At 50.9% G+C, this 18,924-nt stretch carries 19 protein-coding genes and 2 riboswitches; of the genes, 18 read left to right on the plus strand and 1 reads right to left on the minus strand.

All coding sequences use genetic code 11. The features are described 5' to 3' along the window. The first annotated feature begins 307 nt into the window (after positions 1 to 307). The 4 genes from WMO29_RS16165 (at position 308) to WMO29_RS16180 (ending at position 4,096) form a co-directional block, all read left to right on the plus strand. Complete coding sequence (locus tag WMO29_RS16165) at positions 308 to 475, plus strand: hypothetical protein (protein WP_262670604.1); 168 nt, start codon at positions 308 to 310, stop codon at positions 473 to 475. 407 nt (positions 476 to 882) lie between these two features. After that, positions 883 to 2,256, plus strand: coding sequence for a magnesium transporter (gene mgtE, locus WMO29_RS16170; protein WP_349165502.1), 1,374 nt, complete (start codon positions 883 to 885; stop codon positions 2,254 to 2,256). 169 nt (positions 2,257 to 2,425) lie between these two features. Continuing rightward, positions 2,426 to 3,085 (plus strand): GntR family transcriptional regulator, encoded by a 660-nt coding sequence (locus tag WMO29_RS16175; protein WP_262670603.1) that lies wholly within the window; start codon positions 2,426 to 2,428, stop codon positions 3,083 to 3,085. Between the two features lie 15 nt (positions 3,086 to 3,100). Continuing rightward, positions 3,101 to 4,096 (plus strand): asparaginase, encoded by a 996-nt coding sequence (locus tag WMO29_RS16180; RefSeq protein WP_158361825.1) that lies wholly within the window; start codon positions 3,101 to 3,103, stop codon positions 4,094 to 4,096. Between the two features lie 95 nt (positions 4,097 to 4,191). Here the strand turns inward: WMO29_RS16180 and WMO29_RS16185 are convergent, their stop codons facing one another. Then, positions 4,192 to 4,908 (minus strand): GntR family transcriptional regulator, encoded by a 717-nt coding sequence (locus WMO29_RS16185; protein ID WP_178039726.1) that lies wholly within the window; start codon positions 4,906 to 4,908, stop codon positions 4,192 to 4,194. Positions 4,909 to 5,118: 210 nt separating this feature from the next. Between WMO29_RS16185 and WMO29_RS16190 the strand changes: the two genes are divergently transcribed. From WMO29_RS16190 to WMO29_RS16255, 14 genes are all read left to right on the plus strand, one after another. Then, a complete protein-coding gene (locus WMO29_RS16190; protein WP_349165503.1) occupies positions 5,119 to 5,559 on the plus strand; it encodes a PTS sugar transporter subunit IIA in 441 nt (146 codons plus the stop codon). Between the two features lie 15 nt (positions 5,560 to 5,574). Beyond that, the gene (locus tag WMO29_RS16195; RefSeq protein WP_158361822.1) at positions 5,575 to 6,063 is read left to right on the plus strand and encodes a PTS sugar transporter subunit IIB; all 489 of its coding nucleotides are present in this window, start codon (positions 5,575 to 5,577) and stop codon (positions 6,061 to 6,063) included. 36 nt (positions 6,064 to 6,099) lie between these two features. Beyond that, complete coding sequence (locus tag WMO29_RS16200) at positions 6,100 to 6,885, plus strand: PTS mannose/fructose/sorbose/N-acetylgalactosamine transporter subunit IIC (RefSeq protein WP_349165504.1); 786 nt, start codon at positions 6,100 to 6,102, stop codon at positions 6,883 to 6,885. Further along, entirely contained in the window at positions 6,885 to 7,733 is an 849-nt protein-coding gene (locus WMO29_RS16205; protein ID WP_317245539.1) for a PTS system mannose/fructose/sorbose family transporter subunit IID, read from the plus strand. The genes WMO29_RS16200 and WMO29_RS16205 overlap by 1 nt, the downstream gene beginning before the upstream one ends. A 14-nt stretch (positions 7,734 to 7,747) precedes the next feature. Then, a complete protein-coding gene (locus tag WMO29_RS16210) occupies positions 7,748 to 8,848 on the plus strand; it encodes an SIS domain-containing protein (RefSeq protein WP_349165505.1) in 1,101 nt (366 codons plus the stop codon). Positions 8,849 to 8,905: 57 nt separating this feature from the next. Further along, a riboswitch (Lysine riboswitch) is annotated at positions 8,906 to 9,077 on the plus strand. A gap of 90 nt (positions 9,078 to 9,167) precedes the next feature. Beyond that, entirely contained in the window at positions 9,168 to 10,679 is a 1,512-nt protein-coding gene (locus WMO29_RS16215) for a Na+/H+ antiporter NhaC family protein (protein WP_178039722.1), read from the plus strand. 81 nt (positions 10,680 to 10,760) lie between these two features. Further along, positions 10,761 to 10,940: riboswitch (cobalamin riboswitch) on the plus strand. Between the two features lie 211 nt (positions 10,941 to 11,151). Continuing rightward, positions 11,152 to 12,375, plus strand: coding sequence for a sirohydrochlorin cobaltochelatase (locus WMO29_RS16220; protein ID WP_178039721.1), 1,224 nt, complete (start codon positions 11,152 to 11,154; stop codon positions 12,373 to 12,375). Between the two features lie 25 nt (positions 12,376 to 12,400). Further along, positions 12,401 to 12,970 carry a hypothetical protein gene (locus WMO29_RS16225; RefSeq protein WP_349165506.1) on the plus strand — a complete coding sequence of 190 codons (570 nt, stop codon included), beginning with the start codon at positions 12,401 to 12,403 and terminating at the stop codon, positions 12,968 to 12,970. Between the two features lie 137 nt (positions 12,971 to 13,107). Then, positions 13,108 to 13,566, plus strand: a complete 459-nt coding sequence (locus WMO29_RS16230) for a hypothetical protein (protein WP_178039719.1) — start codon at positions 13,108 to 13,110, stop codon at positions 13,564 to 13,566. Beyond that, positions 13,563 to 14,705 carry an ABC transporter substrate-binding protein gene (locus WMO29_RS16235; protein WP_178039718.1) on the plus strand — a complete coding sequence of 381 codons (1,143 nt, stop codon included), beginning with the start codon at positions 13,563 to 13,565 and terminating at the stop codon, positions 14,703 to 14,705. The genes WMO29_RS16230 and WMO29_RS16235 overlap by 4 nt, the downstream gene beginning before the upstream one ends. A gap of 102 nt (positions 14,706 to 14,807) precedes the next feature. Beyond that, positions 14,808 to 15,851, plus strand: coding sequence for an iron chelate uptake ABC transporter family permease subunit (locus tag WMO29_RS16240; protein ID WP_178039717.1), 1,044 nt, complete (start codon positions 14,808 to 14,810; stop codon positions 15,849 to 15,851). 3 nt (positions 15,852 to 15,854) lie between these two features. Then, positions 15,855 to 16,970 carry an ATP-binding cassette domain-containing protein gene (locus WMO29_RS16245; RefSeq protein WP_178039716.1) on the plus strand — a complete coding sequence of 372 codons (1,116 nt, stop codon included), beginning with the start codon at positions 15,855 to 15,857 and terminating at the stop codon, positions 16,968 to 16,970. Positions 16,971 to 17,364: 394 nt separating this feature from the next. After that, entirely contained in the window at positions 17,365 to 18,360 is a 996-nt protein-coding gene (locus WMO29_RS16250; RefSeq protein ID WP_178039715.1) for a DUF5688 family protein, read from the plus strand. Positions 18,361 to 18,412: 52 nt separating this feature from the next. Next, a partial coding sequence (locus WMO29_RS16255) for a type II restriction enzyme (protein WP_435391204.1) occupies positions 18,413 to 18,924 on the plus strand: 512 nt, incomplete at its 3' end.

Below are 18,924 nucleotides of genomic sequence, written 5' to 3' on the forward strand. Positions count from 1 at the left end.
GGCGCAGTGGTAGATGGTTGCTGAAGCAACCGCGCCTCGGCGCGAGAATGTGCCAATGGCACATTCTTTTTTATATAGGACACATTCTATTGATACTCCTCCACCTTTACAAAAGGAGGAACAGGCCAGTAAACCTTGGGGGGGGGAATCTGATGGGCAGCCAGATGCTTCATCAGGGATTCACGATTCTCCACCAGGAAAGGGAAGAACATGGGGCAGACATCATCAGGCAATTCCGGAGGTAGCGGTAATTGGTACGCCGTTTTTCAATGGCCTCCCGGAAAGGATAAAGAGAGCCGTCGCAGCGGTGGTGGCAGGCCTTATTACTCTGCTGCTCTTCACCCTGAATCCGTCTGTGAAGGCACTGGCTATGGGCTTCCAGGGCGCGCTGGGAACGGACTTTATGGTACCGTCCTATCTGGCAGTTTCCTATATCCGGGATTTCCTGGAAGAAATGAAACACATGGAGCTGTAAAAGCGAAAAAAGAGAAGGTTTTTAAGGAAGGGGGTTGTATACCCCCTTCTTTGATGTTATACTCACAAAGGAAACAAAATGAATTCTAATTTTCAGGAGGTGAATTTCATGGACAGTTGCGATAGTACGGGACGAAGTAGAAAGTACGGTGCGAACAGGACAGGCAAAAACGTGCAGCTGTGCGTGAAGATTCCCTTAGGAATCATAAAATAGCTGCATGCTTTTGCGTGTCATGGCTGGCTTTATATTGACATTTGATTCACACCGTATTCAGAAAGGTCCGGACTTCACAGCGTGTAACCGTTAAGTCTGCTTTGGAAAATCTGAAGCGGTGTTTTTTTGCGGTCATTTTTCGGAAGCTTCCAGTGGAAGGTTCTGGAAAAATGCGGCTCAAATGGAGGTAGGCTATGACAAAGTACGTAGAGGAATTGATTGCGATTATCCGGGGAAACCTGTCCCGGGAGGAGCTGATTGACCGGCTCTTCGATTACCATGATAACGATATTGCGGAGGCTCTGGAGCTTCTGACGCCTGAGGAGAGAAAGCGCCTGTACTCGGCCCTGGGCGCAGAGCGGGTGGCGGAGATTTTCGCCTATCTGGACGACGGCGATATTTATCTGAAGGAGCTGTCCTTAAAACAGCAGGCCAAGGTCATTTCCGAGATGGATTCCGACGATGCGGTAGACATTCTGGAGGAAGTGGACGACGACACAAAGTGTAAAATTCTGGGGATGCTGGACAAAGAGGCCAGCGAAGATGTCAGGCTTCTGCTGTCCTACGATGAGGATGAGATCGGTAGTTATATGACCACCAATTTTATCCTGATTCACAACGATCTGACCGTCCGGGAGGCCATGCGGGAGCTGGTGCGTCAGGCCGGAGAAAATGATAACATTTCCACGATCTATGTGGTGGATCGGCAGGAGCAGTACTACGGAGCCATCGAGCTGCAGGATCTGATCATCGCAAGAGAGCATGTGGAGCTGGAAGATCTGATCAGCCGTTCCTATCCGTTCGTCATGGACCATGAGAAAATCAGTGACTGCATTGAGAAAATCAAGGACTACGCCGAGGATTCTATTCCCGTATTGTTGGAGGATCGGAGCATCGGCGGTATCATCACAGCCCAGGATATTGTAGAGGTGGTAGATGACGAGATGGGTGACGATTATGCGAAGCTGGCTGGTCTGACTGCCGAGGAGGACTTAAACGAGACCACAGGCGAGAGCATCCGTAAAAGACTGCCCTGGCTGGTGATTCTGCTGTTCCTCGGCATGGTGGTGTCCGCTGTGGTGGGCGTCTTTGAGTCCGTCGTGGCGGTGCTGCCCATCGTCATGTGCTTCCAGTCCCTGATTCTGGATATGGCCGGCAATGTGGGAACCCAGTCCCTGGCGGTAACCATCCGGGTGCTGATGGATGAGAACCTGACCACCGGACAGAAGGTGAAGCTTATGTTCAAGGAGATGAAGATCGGCTTCTTCAACGGCGCGATTCTGGCGGTGATGGCCCTGGTATTCTTGGGCGCGTACATCCACCTGTTCAAGGGTTTCACCCTGGGCTATTCCCTGATGATTTCCGCCTGTGTGGGCGTGTCCCTGGTGGGCGCCATGGTGGTATCCAGCCTGGTGGGAACCCTGACCCCGATTTTCTTCAAAAAGGTGGGCGTGGACCCGGCAGTGGCGTCCGGTCCCCTGATCACAACCATCAACGACCTGGTGGCTATCGCGGTATATTACGGCCTGGTGGCTGTGGTGCTGATTGATATCATTCATCTGGTGTAAGAGAGAGAAAGAAAAGATCTTGTCGTATGGATACGGATAAAATTGTATCTGTGCGACAGGGTCTTTTTTACTTGACACAGGGAATCCCCGGGTGTACGATACAGATATCAGTGATATATCACTGATATTCCAAAAACAACAGGCAGACTTAAGATACAGGAGGCTCATTATGGCGAAACGGCAGTCTATGACAGAAAAAGTCCTCGAAGCCCTGCGGGAGGATATCATCAACTGGGTTTATGAGGAAAATGATATGATTACCGAGGCGGAGATTTCGGAAAAGTTCGGTGTCAGCAAGACGCCGTCCCGGGAGGCGCTGAATTACCTCTGTATGGAGGGATTCCTGGACAAGATTCCCAACAAGGGCTATCTGGTCAGAGGGCTTTCGGTGGCGGAGCTGCAGAGCCTGTTTCAGTTCCGGGGAATCCTGGAAAAGGCCTCCGCAGAGCTGGCGATCCAGTACGCGGGGAAAGAGGAGTTGGCTCATCTGGAGGCGGAGGTACATAAGCAGATAGCGGCCATGAAGGAGGGCACCTACCGGCAGTACAGCGACATGAATATGCAGTTTCATATGTCGGTCGTCTATCTGTCCCGGAATCCCTATCTGATTTCTACCCTGGAGGGAACCCTGAACAAGCTGCGCCGGGTGCTGGTGCGGGACTGGAAAAGCGCGGATGCGGTGGGGGCGATGGAAGCGCATCTGGAGCTGGTGGAGGCCCTGAAGGAACGGGATGTGGAAAAAGCGAGAGCCTTTGTGGATAAAGAACTGAGCGGTGTGGAATACCGACTGTATTTTCATGACCGGGCGGCAGCGCCCTGGCAGGGGTAAGGAGGAACAAAGAGAATGAAAAAGGTATTATTGCTGGCGACAGGCGGAACCATTGCCTGTACCCATTCAGAGGAGGGGCTGACCCCGGGAATGTCCGGAGACGGAATTCTGGAACTTCTGCCGGAGCTGCGGGAAGGCTTCGCGATCGAAAGCCGGGATATCCTGAATCTGGACAGCTCCAATATTCAGCCGGAGGAATGGCAGTTTATGGCAGAGCAGGTGGCGGAGGCGCTGCCGGATTATGACGGTATCATCATCACCCATGGCACAGATACCATGGCGTATACGGCTTCCGCACTCAGCTATATGCTGCAGAACCTGACGAAGCCGGTGGTGCTGACCGGAGCGCAGATTCCCATCGGCCAGATGTTTACCGATGCCAAGCGGAACCTGCAGACGGCCTTCGCGGCGGTGGACGCAGGTCTGAGCGGGGTAATGGTGGCCTTTGACGATAAGATTATGGGCGGCTGCCGCGCGGTAAAGGTGCGAACCATGGGCTTTGACGCCTTTGAAAGCATTTCCGCGCCCTATATCGGGAAAATCTATGCGGACGGCGTACACCTGGAGCACAGCCGGACGGGAGAAGAGGCGGCGGCTCCCTTTGAGCTGAAAAATAAGCTCTGTACGGACGTATTTCTGATGAAGCTGATTCCGGGAACCAAGCCGGAGATTTTTGACAGCCTGCTGGAGCTGGGGTACCGGGGCGTTGTCATCGAGGCCTTTGGCGCGGGTGGCACCCATTTTGAGCGGCGGAACCTCCTTCCCAAGCTGAAGAAGCTGACGGATCATGGGGTCAGCATTGCGGTGTGCAGCCAGTGTCTCTATGAGAAGAGCGATCTGTCCCTCTATGAGGTGGGACGCAAGCTTCTGGACTGTGGGGTCATTCCGGGCCGTGATATGACCACGGAAGCCATTGTGACGAAAATGATGTGGGCGCTGGGACAGACAGAGGATCCGGAAGAGGTAAAGGAAATCTTTGCGCGGAATTATGCAGGGGAAATTTCAGAATAGCTGATTTATAAAAATGAAAATAGAAGGAACTGCGAAGCTGCATGAGAAATACAGGTTCACAGTTCCTTCTATTTTTATAAAAAAATCATTGGTTCCTAACGTGGGGCAAATTTGTAGGTAAAGCGGTTGCCCGCATAGTAGGTCTCTGTATATTCGAACAGTTCCCCTGTCTCGATAATACTACGATGGGAAGATTTTAACAGGGCACAGGAGTCCACCTGAAGCAGCTCCTTCTGCCGGTTGGTAGGAAGCAGGGCTGCAAAGCTGTAATCCAGTGCCTGGGGATGTACATGGTAGGTTTCATCCAGATATTCATAGAGGGATCCTTCCAAAGCAGAGACATCAACAGCAGGAAGATATTTGCAGGGAATATAAGTGTGACTTAAAGCAATCCGGATCCCGTCGCTGGTACGAATTCGATGGATATAGTGCAGAAAATCATTTTCGTGCAGTTCCAGCTGCTGAGCTACAGACGGAAATTCAGAAGCACGGACTACACGATATTCTACCAGAATGGCACCGGGCTTGGTGTGAATGGAAGCCATATCACGGGAAAAGCTTCCGGGCGAGGCAGCTCCGATGTATTTGGTAACCTGCTGGTCCAGAACGAAGGTTCCTTTTCCGGAGACACGGCGCACAAATCCTTTGGTAACCAGGGTAGTCAGTGCTTTATTGACGGTCATACGGCTGACTACGTATTCCTCACACAGCTGTGCCTCTGTCATAATCTGATCACCAGGGCGGAGTTTTCCTTCCTGAATTTGAGTGATGATATCCTGTGCGATGGCAAGATATCTGGGTGAATTTTTCAATCGTAATCTCCTTGTTTCTATATTTATACATATTTGTATATACTTATGATAGCTGGGGAAATGAAAAAAGTCAAGGGAGATAGAAAAAAGGCAGATATAAATAATGGAAATGGAATAAAAATTATTAAAAGTATATAAAAATAGGATTGACAAGAGGGTAAAAGTATAGTAGCATATAGTAAAATGTATATACATTTATAGGAGGTGCTTATGAAGAACATTGTTTTACTGACGCACGGGGAATTTTCCAAGGGAATTGCGCAGTCCTGCAGATTTATTCTCGGTGAAGTTCAGAATTTGAAAGCGCTGAGCATTACCATGGATGAAAACATTGCACAGACGAAGAAAAATCTGGAAGATGCGCTCATTTCCTTTGAGAATGATTGGCCGACGATTCTGATCACAGACCTGCCGGGCGGCAGTACCACACAGGCAGCTATTGGAATTATGGCGGAGCATCCGGAACTTTATCTGGTAAGCGGCCTGAATCTGGGATTGCTGGTGTCACTGGTTATGCTGGAACTTACGGATGACAGAGAAGAAAATCTGAGGCAGATTCGTACAGCTTTGGCGGAAGCCAGAGATACGATTATACTGGTCAATGACCAGCAGGCAGAACTCGTATCCATCAGTGATGACGGGGAACTGTAAGATTGGAGGAAAACGATGATTAAAGTATTGCGTGTAGACGATAGACTTCTTCATGGACAGGTAGCCGTGGCATGGACAAACTATTACAAGATTGACACGATTGTAGTGGCAAACGATAAGCTGATTACAGATGCGACCATGCAGATGGCTTTTAAACTGGCCACACCGCCGGAGGTAACACTTTCCATGAAATCTCTGGATGGAGCAGTAGCAGTGATCAACAACCCAAAGCATGCAGCACGTACGATTATGGTAATCTGCAAAGATATGAAGGATGCGGAATATCTGTACGATCGGACAAACGGAGCGATCAAGGATGTATTGTTGGGCGGACTCCGAAGCGGAGAAGGAAAGAAAAAAATTGATATGAATTCTTACATGGATGCAGATGATATCGCTGTGATGGACAGCATGGAGAAAAAAGGGGCTGAGCTTGTGATGCAGGCAGATCCTACATCGAAGCGCCTGACCACAGCAGATATCAGAAAAAGTTTTGCAAGGTAACAGAAACAGAGAGATTCAAAAGAAGGAGTGTAGGTTATGGGTATAATTCATGCAGTACTGCTTGGTATTCTGGGCGGTATCGGTATTTGGGACAGCCGTGTATTCGGAATGTGTATGTTGGATCGGCCATTGGTTCTTGGACCACTGGTAGGTCTGATTTTGGGAGATTTACAGACAGGTATTATTATTGGAGCTTCTCTGGAGCTGGTTATGATGGGTGTAGTTGGAATTGGTTCCGCCACACCGCCTGACACCGTATCCGGAAGTATTCTTGCTACCGTATTTGCCATCAGTGCCAAGCTGGATGTCAGTGCAGCAGTAGCCCTGGCACTGCCCATTGCAACCTTAGGACAGCTGGTAGGTATTCTTTGTAGAACTGCCAATGGCTACTTCGTACATCAGGCAGATAAGGCAGCAGAAAATGGTGATTATAAAGGAATTGACCGCGCTCTCTGGGGCGGCGCCATTCTGTTCTTTGTTGCTTATTTCCTGCTGGTATTCTGCGGTGCACTGCTTGGGTCTACCGTTATCAGTGCATTTGTTGATAAAATTCCGCAGAGTGTAATCAATGGATTTTCTGTAGCCAGCGGTATGCTTCCGGCACTTGGAATTGCCATTCTGATGCAGCTTCTGTTTAACAAGAAGAATGTAGCTTTCTTCTTCATGGGCTGGGCAATTACAGCACTTCTCGGTGTGAATACCGTAGGAGCAGCTGTCATTGGTACGACAATTGCCTATGTGATTTTCCAGTATGCAGGAAATAAGAAAACAGAAGAAGCAGCTGCTCCGGCAGCATCTGATGATTTGGGAGGTGAACTGTAATGGCAGAGAATATGACGAACACAACGGCTAATGAAGAATCCGTTATGACAAAAGATATCTTTAAGAAAACTTTCTGGCGTTCTTTCCCGTTGCAGGCATGCTTCTGCTATGAAAGAATGCAGAATGTAGGCTTTGCTTATCAGATGGTTCCGGCTCTGAAGAAACTGTATCCGGATAAGAAAGAGGCTTCCGAAGCATTGAAGAGGCATCTGGCTATCTTCAATACCACACCGGCTATTGTATCCTTTATCACAGGTGCAGCAATTGCTATGGAGGAAAAATTCAAGAAGGCCAAGGACGCAGGGGAAGAATGTGATGAGGAATCTATCAATGCAGTAAAAGCAGCACTGATGGGGCCTCTGGCAGGTATTGGTGATTCCTTTTTCTGGGGAACCTTCCGTATTATCGGTGCAGGTATCGGTGCCAGCCTGGCAGCACAGGGAAGCATTTTAGGTGCCATTCTGTTCCTCCTTATCTACAATATCCCGCATTTCCTGGTGCGTTATCAGGGACTGCGTATTGGTTATAAGAGTGGTGTAAATTTCCTGGCGGGCCTGTCTCAGGGAGGCGTAATTGCAGCGTTAACCGAGGCCGCAAAGATTCTGGGTCTGGTGGTAGTTGGTTCTATGGCAGCGTCCATGGTATCACTTTCCACACCGCTGGTATTTACAATTTCCGGTGCGGAAATTGTAGTGCAGGATATCTTTGATGCGATTATTACAGGATTCCTGCCGTTGTGTCTGACACTCGGGACTTACAAATTATTACAGAAAGGAATTAAGACAACCACAATTCTCTGGGGTATGATTATCGTAGGAATTATTGGTTCTGTTATTGGTATTTTCTAATGGAAAAGACAAAAATGTATGATTATATTTGTGAAACTCCGGTTGTTCTGAGAGGAATCATTGAGAACAGAAAAGAGATCACAAAGGAATTTGTAGAATATTTTAAGGATAAAAATATTGAGCAGATCTATGTGCTTGGTTCAGGCACCAGTTATCATGCAGGACTTTCTGCCAAGAATTATCTGGAAGAGCTGCTGAACCGGAAGGTGTTCTGCATGTATCCGACACAGTTTGCACGCAGCGAAAAGGTATTCAATAAGAATACGTTGGTGATCGGAATGTCCCAGGGTGGACAAAGCCTTTCTACAGTAGAAGGCCTGGACGCTGCTATTGCAGAAGGACTGTATACAGCAGCAGTGTCTGAAAATCCCACAGCACTTGTTTTTGAGCATGCGGATACGAAAACCCGGATTGAGGTGGGTAATGAAAAGTGCGGAGCAAAAACGAAGGGCTATGCAGGAACTACTGTGACGCTGATGATGATGCTGACGGAGCTGGCTCTGGCCAAGGGCATTACCGATCAGGCTACTGTAGATGCTTATCTGAAAAGAATGAATAAGGTCATCGATAACCTGGGAAATGTGACAAAGGCCGCAACAGAATGGTATGGCAGGATCAAGGAAGAATTCCTCCCGGCTAAGAGAATTATTGTAGTCGGATACGATGGAATGTATGCCGATGTACTGGAGGGAGCCTTAAAGGTTCTGGAAACTGTCCGTCAGGGTGTAACCGGATATGATATTGAAGAATTTTTCCATGGTATCTACAATTCCATTACAGACAGCGCACATATTTTCTATCTGGCTTCCAAGGGAGATTACAAGCCCCGTGTATTAAAGCTGATAGAGATATTGAGCGATTGGACACCCCATAATTACTTCATCGGATCTCCGGAGGGAGTAGAGGAGCATAACGACAAGTATCTGCTCTGTGATTTTGTAGAGGATCCGCTGTTTTCCGCGTGGGAGTATATCATTCCCATGCAGGTAGTTGCATGCCTGGCTCCGCAGGATCTGGGTATCAATCCGGATATTCCGAAAGATCCGAATTTCCACGTACGGATTGGCAGCAAGAAGCTGGATGGAGTACGGGATCATTATCCTGCAGAGAAATAGTAGAAACACTTGATCTTCCTCCCATTCCGTGATAGGATAGCCACATAGGCAATTTTAGAAAATGATAGAGGCGCGGGGCTTCAGGAGTATCGGTTGACATAAGGTCGGAACCAGTCAGCCGGGAAAGGGAAGACCGCCGAAGGGATTCATCCGTTCCGAAGGATGGGTTTCTGGGCTGCCGCAGAATATGCGTCAGACTGTCACAGGACTGTGGAGAGCTATCATAGGTCGAAGGGGAAGTTCGGACCGTGAGTACAGTCGGGAAGTATGTGCTCACGGTCTTTTTTTCGACTGTTTTCGAGGGAAGGAGATTTTAAAAATGGATTATGTACCTGTTATGTATGCTACCTTTTGGGCGTTGGTGCCGCCTGTAGTAGCGATTGTTCTGGCTCTGATTACCAAGGAGGTGTATTCCTCACTGTTTCTTGGCATCCTGGTGGGAGGCCTGTTCTACTCGGGCTTCAGCTTCGAGGGAACCGTGCTTCACATCTTTGAGGATGGAATCGTAGGCGTTCTGTCCGACAGCTACAATGTGGGAATTCTGGTGTTCCTGGTTATCCTGGGAGCCATTGTGTCACTGATGAACCGGGCCGGAGGCTCGGCGGCCTTCGGACGGTGGGCCGGCGAGCATATCAAGACCCGCACCGGCGCTCAGCTTGCTACGGTAGCCCTTGGCGTTCTGATTTTCATCGACGATTATTTTAACTGCCTGACCGTGGGAAGCGTCATGCGTCCCGTGACGGACAAGCACAACATTTCCCGGGCGAAGCTGGCGTATCTCATCGACGCCACAGCGGCTCCGGTCTGCATCATTGCCCCCATTTCATCCTGGGCGGCGGCCGTAACCGGTTTCGTAGAGGGTGAGGACGGACTGGCGCTTTTTGTCAGCGCGATTCCCTATAATTTCTACGCGATTCTGACTATCGTTATGATGATTACGATAGCAATTCTGAACATAGATTTCGGTTCTATGAAGGTCCATGAGGACAACGCAAAGAAGGGCGACCTGTTTACTACGCCGGACAGACCTTACGGCAACGCAGAAGGCCTGGATAACGTGGGAAATGGTTCCGTAAAGGATTTGCTGATTCCGATTCTTTCCCTGATCATCTGCTGCGTCATCGGCATGATTTACACCGGCGGCTTCTTTGACGGCGCGGACTTCGTGACCGCCTTCTCCAACAGCGACGCGTCCATCGGTCTGGCCATCGGAAGTGCTTTCGCCCTGGTCATCACGATTCTGCTGTATGTGAGCCGTAAGGTCCTGGGCTTCAAGGAGTGCATGAACTGCATTCCCGAGGGCTTCAAGGCCATGGTTCCGGCTATCATGATTCTGACCTTCGCCTGGACCCTGAAGGCCATGACAGACAGCCTGGGCGCCGCGGAGTTCGTGGCTAATCTGATTAAGAGCAGCTCTCAGGGTATGGTTGCTCTGCTTCCGGCTATTATTTTCCTGGTTGGATGCTTCCTGGCTTTTGCCACCGGAACCTCCTGGGGAACCTTTGGTATCCTGATTCCGATTGTGGTAGACGCGTTCCAGACCACCCATCCGGCGTTGATGACCGTGGCCATCTCTGCCTGCATGGCGGGCGCTGTCTGCGGCGACCACTGCTCCCCGATTTCCGATACGACCATTATGGCGTCTGCGGGAGCCCAGTGTAACCATGTAAACCATGTGTCCACCCAGCTTCCCTATGCGGTCAGTGTAGCAGTGATTTCCTTTATTACCTATATTGTGGCAGGATTTACCCAGTCTGCGCTGATTTCTCTGCCGGTAGGAATCATATTGCTGCTCGCTTATCTGTTATTTATGAAAAAACGGGCGAAATAATGCAAAAAGGAAGAAAAAATAGCGGAAAAACAGTTGATTATTTCAGAAAGACTGCTATAATGCTTGTGTAGGTTATGTGAAATCAAATAAGAAACAGCTGGTGCCGTTAAAAAACGGAGAATAGGGAAGCAGGTGAGAGACCTGCGCGATCTCGTCACTGTATGCAGGAGCGGCTTATCATACGTCACTGAGCCATCGGGAAGACGATAAGCAGCGCTTGTACTGTAAGCCAGGAGACCTGCCAGACTGCGGCGCATGGAGTCGAAAGATTCCGGATCACGAGGATTGATAGTGCCAGATGGGGTATAGACACAGCTGTTCCGCACAGCGCTGTTTTGCGTGGATGGGCGAACAGATGTAAAGCTGACGATTGAAAATCCGACGATCCACAGGATCGTCGGATTTTTTAGCAGATTCCTTCTGATCTTATGAATTTCATTTAACTGAAAAATTTTTGCAGGAGGAAAAGAAAATGAAAAAGAAACTTGTAACACTGTTATGTGTAACAACTCTGACAGCATCCATGCTGGCAGGCTGCGGCAGCAAGGCTGAGACGCCGGCTGCAGACACTACTACTACGGAAGAGACCACAGACGCTGCAGAGGAGACTGCAGACGACGCGGACGCAGATCAGGCTGCAGCTGACAACGTAGCAGCCCTGATTGACAAGATCTATGTGCAGGAGAGAACAGAGACCACAGACGCTGACTGTAAGGCAGCCAAGGAAGCATGGGACGCTCTGACAGACGCTCAGAAGGAGCTGGTAGAGGGCGAGAACGCTGACCCGGATTACTTCGGACGCGACACCGGAGACGCTTCCAAGGATGATCCGAGAAACCAGGACGAGATCGGCGAGAACGAGCTGCTGGTAGTAAGCTTTGGTACTTCCTTCAATGACAGCCGTGTAGCTGATATCAAGGGTATCGAGGACGCTCTGGCAGAGGCAAATCCGGACTGGTCCGTAAGACGTGCCTTTACCGCGCAGATTATCATCAACCATATCCAGGCCCGCGACGGCGAGGCAATTGACAACATGGATCAGGCTCTGGATCGCGCAGTTGCCAACGGCGTAAAGAACCTGGTTGTACAGCCGACCCATCTGATGCACGGCGCTGAGTACGACGAGCTGATGGAGGCGGTAGACGCATACAAGGATAAATTTGAGTCTGTAAAGGTAGCTGAGCCGCTTCTGGGCGAGGTTGGAGCAGACGCTTCCGCAGTTAACGCTGACAAGAAGGCTGTTGCTGAGGCTATTACTGCTGAGGCTGTAAAGACGGCTGGTTTCGATACTCTGGACGCAGCAAAAGAGGATGGCGTGGCATTTGTATTCATGGGTCATGGTACCTCCCATACCGCAAAGATTTCCTATAGCCAGATGCAGGCACAGATGAAGGATCTGGGATATGAGAACGTATTTATCGGAACCGTAGAGGGCGAGCCGGAAGATACTGCATGTGAGAATGTGATTAACGCAGTTGCAGAGGCTGGTTACACCAAGGTTGTACTTCGTCCGCTGATGGTAGTTGCAGGCGACCATGCAAACAACGACATGGCAGGCGACGATGACGATTCCTGGAAGAGCATGTTCAACGCATCCGGCAAGTTCGAGAGCGTAGACTGCCAGATCGCAGGTCTGGGCGAGATCGAGGCAATCCAGAATCTCTATGTTGCTCATACCGCAGAGGCTATGAAATAAGTAAGGATAAAGGACAAGAAAAGAAATGAAGAAGAAAATCATCGCGTTAATGGGAATGGCAGTTATAAGCTGCGCACTGCTGATGGGCTGCGGCAGCAAGGCGGAGACGCCGGCTGCAGAGACTACCACAGAAGCGGAAAACTCCGATGAGGAAACTGCCAAGACAGAAGAAACGGCGGAGCCGGAAAAGGCTGACGCAGAAGAACCTGCAGCACCGGCACTGGAGGACGGCGTTTACACCGCAGATTTCAATACAGACAGCAGTATGTTCCATGTAAATGAATTTTACGAGGGAAAGGGAACTCTGACCGTAAAGGACGGACAGATGACCATTCATGTGGTTATGCCTTCCAAGAACATTGTGAATCTGTATGAAGGTCTGGCAGAGGATGCCCAGAAGGACGGCGCAGAGCTTCTGCAGCCGACCGTAGAGACCGTAGATTTCGGCGATGGTACAGAACCGGAGGAGGCCAATGCCTTCGACGTACCGGTACCCGCACTGGACGAGGAATTCGACCTGGCGCTGATCGGAACCAAGGGCGTATGGTATGACCATAAGGTCAGCGTATCCAATCCGGAGCTTCTTCAGGACTAATACGCGAAATGCAGAATAAATGTAATGATTCAGGGGACTGAACCGTTACGAATAAGTAAAATGCAGGGGCTGTTGTGGAATGTGCAGAACGTTTTGCGGCAGCCCCCTTGTTCAAATAAGATTCGAGGGGTAAAGCTATGACAATCGATGAATTACAGCTGGCAGACGGCAATTACACAGTGGAAGTGACCATGGAGGGCGGCAGCGGCCGGGCTACCATCGAATCGCCCACCGCGTTGTCTGTGGAGGACGGACAGGCCGTGGCCCAGATTACCTGGAGCAGCAATCATTACGACTACATGATCGTAGGTGGTGAGAAATATCTTCCGGTGAGCACAGACGAGCATTCAGTCTTTGAGATTCCGGTGGCAGTGTTCGATGAGGGAATGGACGTGATTGGCGATACCACGGCCATGAGTACGCCCCATGAGGTGGAGTATACGCTGACCTTCGCGTCAGATTCCATCCGGGGAGAGGGCGGCAGCGCAGCAGGCAAATCCGGATCCGCCACAGCGGCAGCAGGCATCGTGATTATAGTAGCGGCGGCAGCGATTGCAGCGGTTGTAATGCGGAAAAAGAGGAATACGAAAGCATGAAAAAGAAACTGATGGCACTTCTTCTGTGCCTGGCTATGTGTCTGGGACTTACGGCCTGTGGAGCAGGCGGTTCCGGAACGGCAGAGAACAGCACGGATATCAGTGACGAGCTGACCTATACAGACAGCACAAAGCTGGAATACGCGCAGAAATTTACTATCGACAATTATGAGGGCGGCTACGCGCTGATTACCGTCGCGGATGACGGACGTTTCCTGGTGGTTCCGGAAGGAAAAGAAGCGCCGGCGGATCTGGCGAAAGATATCACTGTGTTACAGCAGCCCATTCAGAATATATATCTGGTGGCTTCAGCAGTTATGGACATGTTCGTGTCCCTGGACGCCTTGGATACCATCAGGTTCAGCGGCACCAAGACGGAGGGCTGGTATATCGACGCGGCGAAGGCGGCCATGGAGAACGGCGACATTCTCTATGCAGGCAAATATTCCGCGCCGGATTATGAGCAGATTTTGGCCCAGAACTGTGGTCTGGCCATCGAGAATACCATGATTTCCCACACGCCGGAGGTACAGGAGCAGCTGGAAAAATTTGGAATTCCAGTACTGGTGGATCACTCCAGTTATGAGCCGAATCCCCTGGGACGGACCGAGTGGGTGAAGCTCTACGGCCTTCTGACCGGCCATGAGGAGGAAGCCGAGGCGGCCTTTGCCAAAGAGGCGGACGCCTTCGAGGCTATCAGCGGCGAGGCGGCCACGGGTAAGACGGTGGCATTTTTTTATATCACCAGCAACGGCGAAGCCAACGTGCGGAAATCTGCCGACTATCTGCCGAAAATGATTGAGCTGGCTGGCGGCACTTACATTTTCCGGGAGCTGGGAGATGAGGATGACGCCATGTCCACCATGTCCATGCAGATGGAGGAGTTTTATGCAGGAGCGAAGGACGCGGATTACATCATTTACAACAGCACCATAGAGGGACAGCTTTCCTCGGTGGACGAGCTTCTGGCCAAGAGCCCATTGCTTCAGAAATTCAAGGCGGTGCAGGAGGGGCATGTGTACTGTACGACCAAGAACCTGTATCAGTCCACCATGGAGCTGGGTACAATCACGTCGGATATTCACCGGATGCTGGTGGGGGACGACGGAGATTTGACTTATCTTTACAAGTTAAACTGATACGATTCGGAGCGCAAAGAGAGGGATCCGGAAAGTATGCGCCGGATAACAGAAACACGGTAGCTGTGAGGATTCGCACAGTGACAGAAGGGAACGAGAACAATGGGTAACACAACAGGCGGCAGAAATGCCCGAAACAAAGGAAGATACTGGGCCGCATTTCTGATATTGGCCCTGTTGGTGCTGGTTTTTCTGGTCTTGAGCATCTGCATCGGAACCGTGAACATTCCGCTTTCGGAGATTCCAAGGATACTGGGCAAAAATGGAGGCGACGATACCTATACGGATATCGTCATGGGCATCCGATTTCCCCGGGCGGCAGCAGCTGGCATCCTGGGCGGCGGTCTGGCTCTGTCCGGTTATCTGTTGCAGACCTTCTTCCATAACCCGATTGCGGGTCCCTTTACCCTGGGTATCTCCTCCGGCGCAAAGCTGGTGGTGGCCCTGGTCATGGTGGCGGCCCTGGGAAATGCTTTTGCTTTAAGCTCCTGGGTCCTGATCATCGCGGCCTTTGTGGGAGCCATGATCTGTATGGGCTTTGTGATTCTCATGTCGAAGGTGATGGATCAGATGTCCATGCTCATTGTCAGCGGCGTCATGATTGGCTATATCTGTTCTGCAGTGACGGACTTTGTTGTAACCTTCGCTGACGACGCGGACATCGTCAATCTGCACAATTGGTCTAAGGGAAGCTTTTCCGGCATGACCTGGGACAATGTGCTGATTATGGCCATCGTGGTGGGTATCACGGCTATCTGTGTCTTTCTTATGTCGAAGCCCATCAGTGCTTACCAGATGGGCGAGGCCTACGCGAAAAATATGGGTCTGAACGTGCAGGTGTTCCGGATTCTGCTGGTGCTGTTGTCCAGTGTTCTGTCCGCCTGCGTGACGGCCTTTGCAGGCCCGGTGTCCTTCGTGGGAATCGCGGTGCCCCACCTGGTTAAGAATTTATTCGGGACGGCGAAGCCCATCCTGATGATACCGGCCTGTTTCCTGGGCGGGGCGGCTTTCTGTCTGTTCTGCGATCTGCTGGCCCGGACCATGTTTGCCCCCACTGAATTGTCCATCAGCACGGTGACAGCAGTATTTGGCGCGCCGGTGGTCATCTATATTATGATTCACAGAAAGAAGGAGAGGGCTGAGTAGCATATGGATACCTATTATTTCTACACGGAAGGACTGACTGTCGGCTACCACGGCGTTCCCCTGATCAAAGACATCCGAATCAGCCTGAAAAAGGGTGAAATCCTGACTCTCATCGGTCCCAACGGCGCGGGCAAGACTACGATTCTGAAAAGTATCATCCGGCAGCTGGCGCCCTTAGGCGGCGTGGCGGTGCTGGACGGCAAGGCTATGGGGGATTTGAGCGGCAAGGAACTGTCTCAGAAGCTTTCTGTAGTGCTGACCGAGCGCATCCATCCGGAAATGATGACCTGCCGGGACGTGGTGTCCACAGGCCGTTATCCCTATACGGGAAAATTCGGCGTACTCTCCGGGGAGGACTGGGCCGTGGTGGATGAGGCCATGGATTTGGTGCATATCCATGAGCTGGCAGATCGGGATTATACGAAGACCAGCGACGGTCAGAAGCAGCGGGTCATGCTGGCCCGGGCGCTCTGCCAGCAGCCGGACATTATTGTGCTGGACGAGCCCACTTCATTTCTGGATATCCGTTACAAACTGGAATTCCTTTCCATTATTCAAAATATGTCACGGACAAGAAATCTGTCTGTCATCATGTCCTTACATGAACTGGATCTGGCAGGCCGTATCTCGGATAAAATTGCCTGCGTGCGGGGCGATAAGGTGGATCGGTTCGGGACGCCGGAGGAGATTTTCACCGAAGGGTATATTCCGAAGCTGTATGGCATGACCGTGGGAACCTACGACGAGCTGACCGGCGACCTGGAGCTCCCGGCTGTGGATGGGGAGCCGCGGGTCTTTGTTATCGCCGGAAATGGCACGGGCACGGCGGTATTCCGAAAGCTTCAGCGGGAGCGAATCCCCTTTGCAGCCGGGATCTTGTGGGAAAATGATTTGGATTATCCGTCGGCGAAGGCGCTGGCAGTGCAGACGGTGAGGGTATCGGCTTTTCAGACGATCGGAGAGGAGCAGATCGCGGAGGCGAAACGGCTTATAGATGGCTGTGAACGGGCGATTTGTACCGTGAAACTTCCTGAGACAGGCGCAGAGGCCGGGATGGCGGCAGGACTGTGCGAGCTTAAGGAGTATGCGGCACGGCAGGGTAAATTAGAAGGAATATAGTAGAAAGTCAAAAGAGAACGTGGAAAGTGATAACCTCGGTTTTGCTGCAGAATCAGTGGAGAGAGGGCTTACGGACCACGTTTTTTGTGGGTGCAAGTATAAAGCTTTCATAATATAGAACAGACTTTTCGCGGAAAAGCAAATTCATTGTCGAATCGTTACGAAATCTGCCGGATGGAAATAATTTACAAAAACATTACAATATGCTATTCTTTAACTATCAGATTAATCTTTTGTATCACAGGGCGCTTCTTCCCAATGATCCCATGATTTTTTTGACAAACAAGTTTCAAAAGCCCGTGCAAAATTCATTGCTCATCGGGTGTCTACACCTACAGAAGATAAGGAGGTTGAAAGTTCCGACCAATACAGCTAAAATAAAGGAGGATATGGCGTGACATATCAGGAGTTTTGCAGCAGTTTTCTGACCCGGCTTACGGAAAAGAAGGCTCTGGGAGTGAAGCCCGGCGAGATTCAGTTTTACCCGGAAGGTCTTTCGGATGGAGATGAGGGGTACGACGAGCGATTTGTAAGGGAGACGAATCTGCGGTACAATCAGACGGAATCCGGCGTGCTGATCGGCGATTATGTGACGGTTACCAAAACAAAAAGCGAGAAGCTCTCACAGGTTTCCCGGTTTTCACTGGAAGAGCTTTATGACCGGCAGGAGGAAGAGGGCTGGGACAGCGTCTGGCGCTATGTGCAGGGCAGCATAAAAGCGGCAGGTGAGATGCTGGAGACCGGTGTGCTGGAACAGATGCAGAATTATGAGCTGATCAGGGACAAGCTGCTGATTCGGCCCATCTATTTCAGCGACTGCAGACGGGAGCTCAAGGAGTATGTGTATGAGCGGTACGGTGACGTGGCTCTGGTACTCTATCTGACCGTGTATGACGGTGAAAATGGCCTGGGGACCATAAAGGTTCCCCGAACGACCGTGGATGGCTGGAGGCTGCCCAGAAAGCGCGTCTGGGAGGACGCCATGCTGAACACCTACGTGACGGCACCGCCGCGCCTGTATCTGGATCCCATGGATTGTGTGGGCGCTCCCTATGAAAAGGGAGAATTCATGTCGGAAAACAGTGGAATTCAGATGCTCAGTCCGGAGCGGGCGCCGCTTCTGACCACCACCCGGAAGCTGAACGGAGCCATCGCCATGTTTTATCCGGGTGTGAAGGAACGGCTGGCCAAGCTGTCGGGAGGAAGCTATTATGTGGCGTTTACCAGTGTCCACGAGGCCTGCATTCATCCGGCCGGGAGTATTCTTCCCATCCGGATTTTGCGGAGCCTGAAGCATCTGAACCGCACCTGCGGCGAAGAGGAGCGACTGTCCCAGAAGGTGTTCTTCTATAATGCGGAGAATGGGAGCTTTAAGACAGTCGAATTTTAAAAATGTGGTTTTATAGAACAGCTCTTTTTATGGAAAATAATGAGGTACCGATATGGCGGAGAAGACGACGCTTTCTGCAAATGAGGCCTGGAAACGGCTTCTGGAGAAATACCCTATAGCAGAAGAGGTGGAAAAAAACGGTGTATACAGAATCAAGGCGGACCAGATCCGGGAATTCCGGGAGCCCCGCCTGATGGCCAAATGGGACAGCTCCGACGCATTGCCGGACGCTCTTCGGAAGCAGAAGCTGAATCTTTTGCCGGATAGCAGGACTTCCTATGTGATGGGAGAGTTCCTGCTGTATGAGCCGATTCCGGAGCTTCATGAGCATGTGGCCCGGATGACCCATGTGGACATGCCGGAGTACGAGTCCATCGATGTCAATAACATCAGTTCAGAGGCCAACGCCATTCATGCGCTGACTCTGTCCGGGATTCTCGATGATTTTCTGGGGGACGGGCGAAATGACGCTACCTTTAATGGCCGCATGGGGACGGGCATTTTTGACTTCCCGCTCCGGATAGACCACCTCCGCGCCGATTTTCTCCAGAACAGCGCCCTGAT

The sequence above is a fragment of the Laedolimicola intestinihominis genome, from assembly GCF_040096155.1.
GTDB lineage: Bacteria > Bacillota > Clostridia > Lachnospirales > Lachnospiraceae > Laedolimicola > Laedolimicola intestinihominis.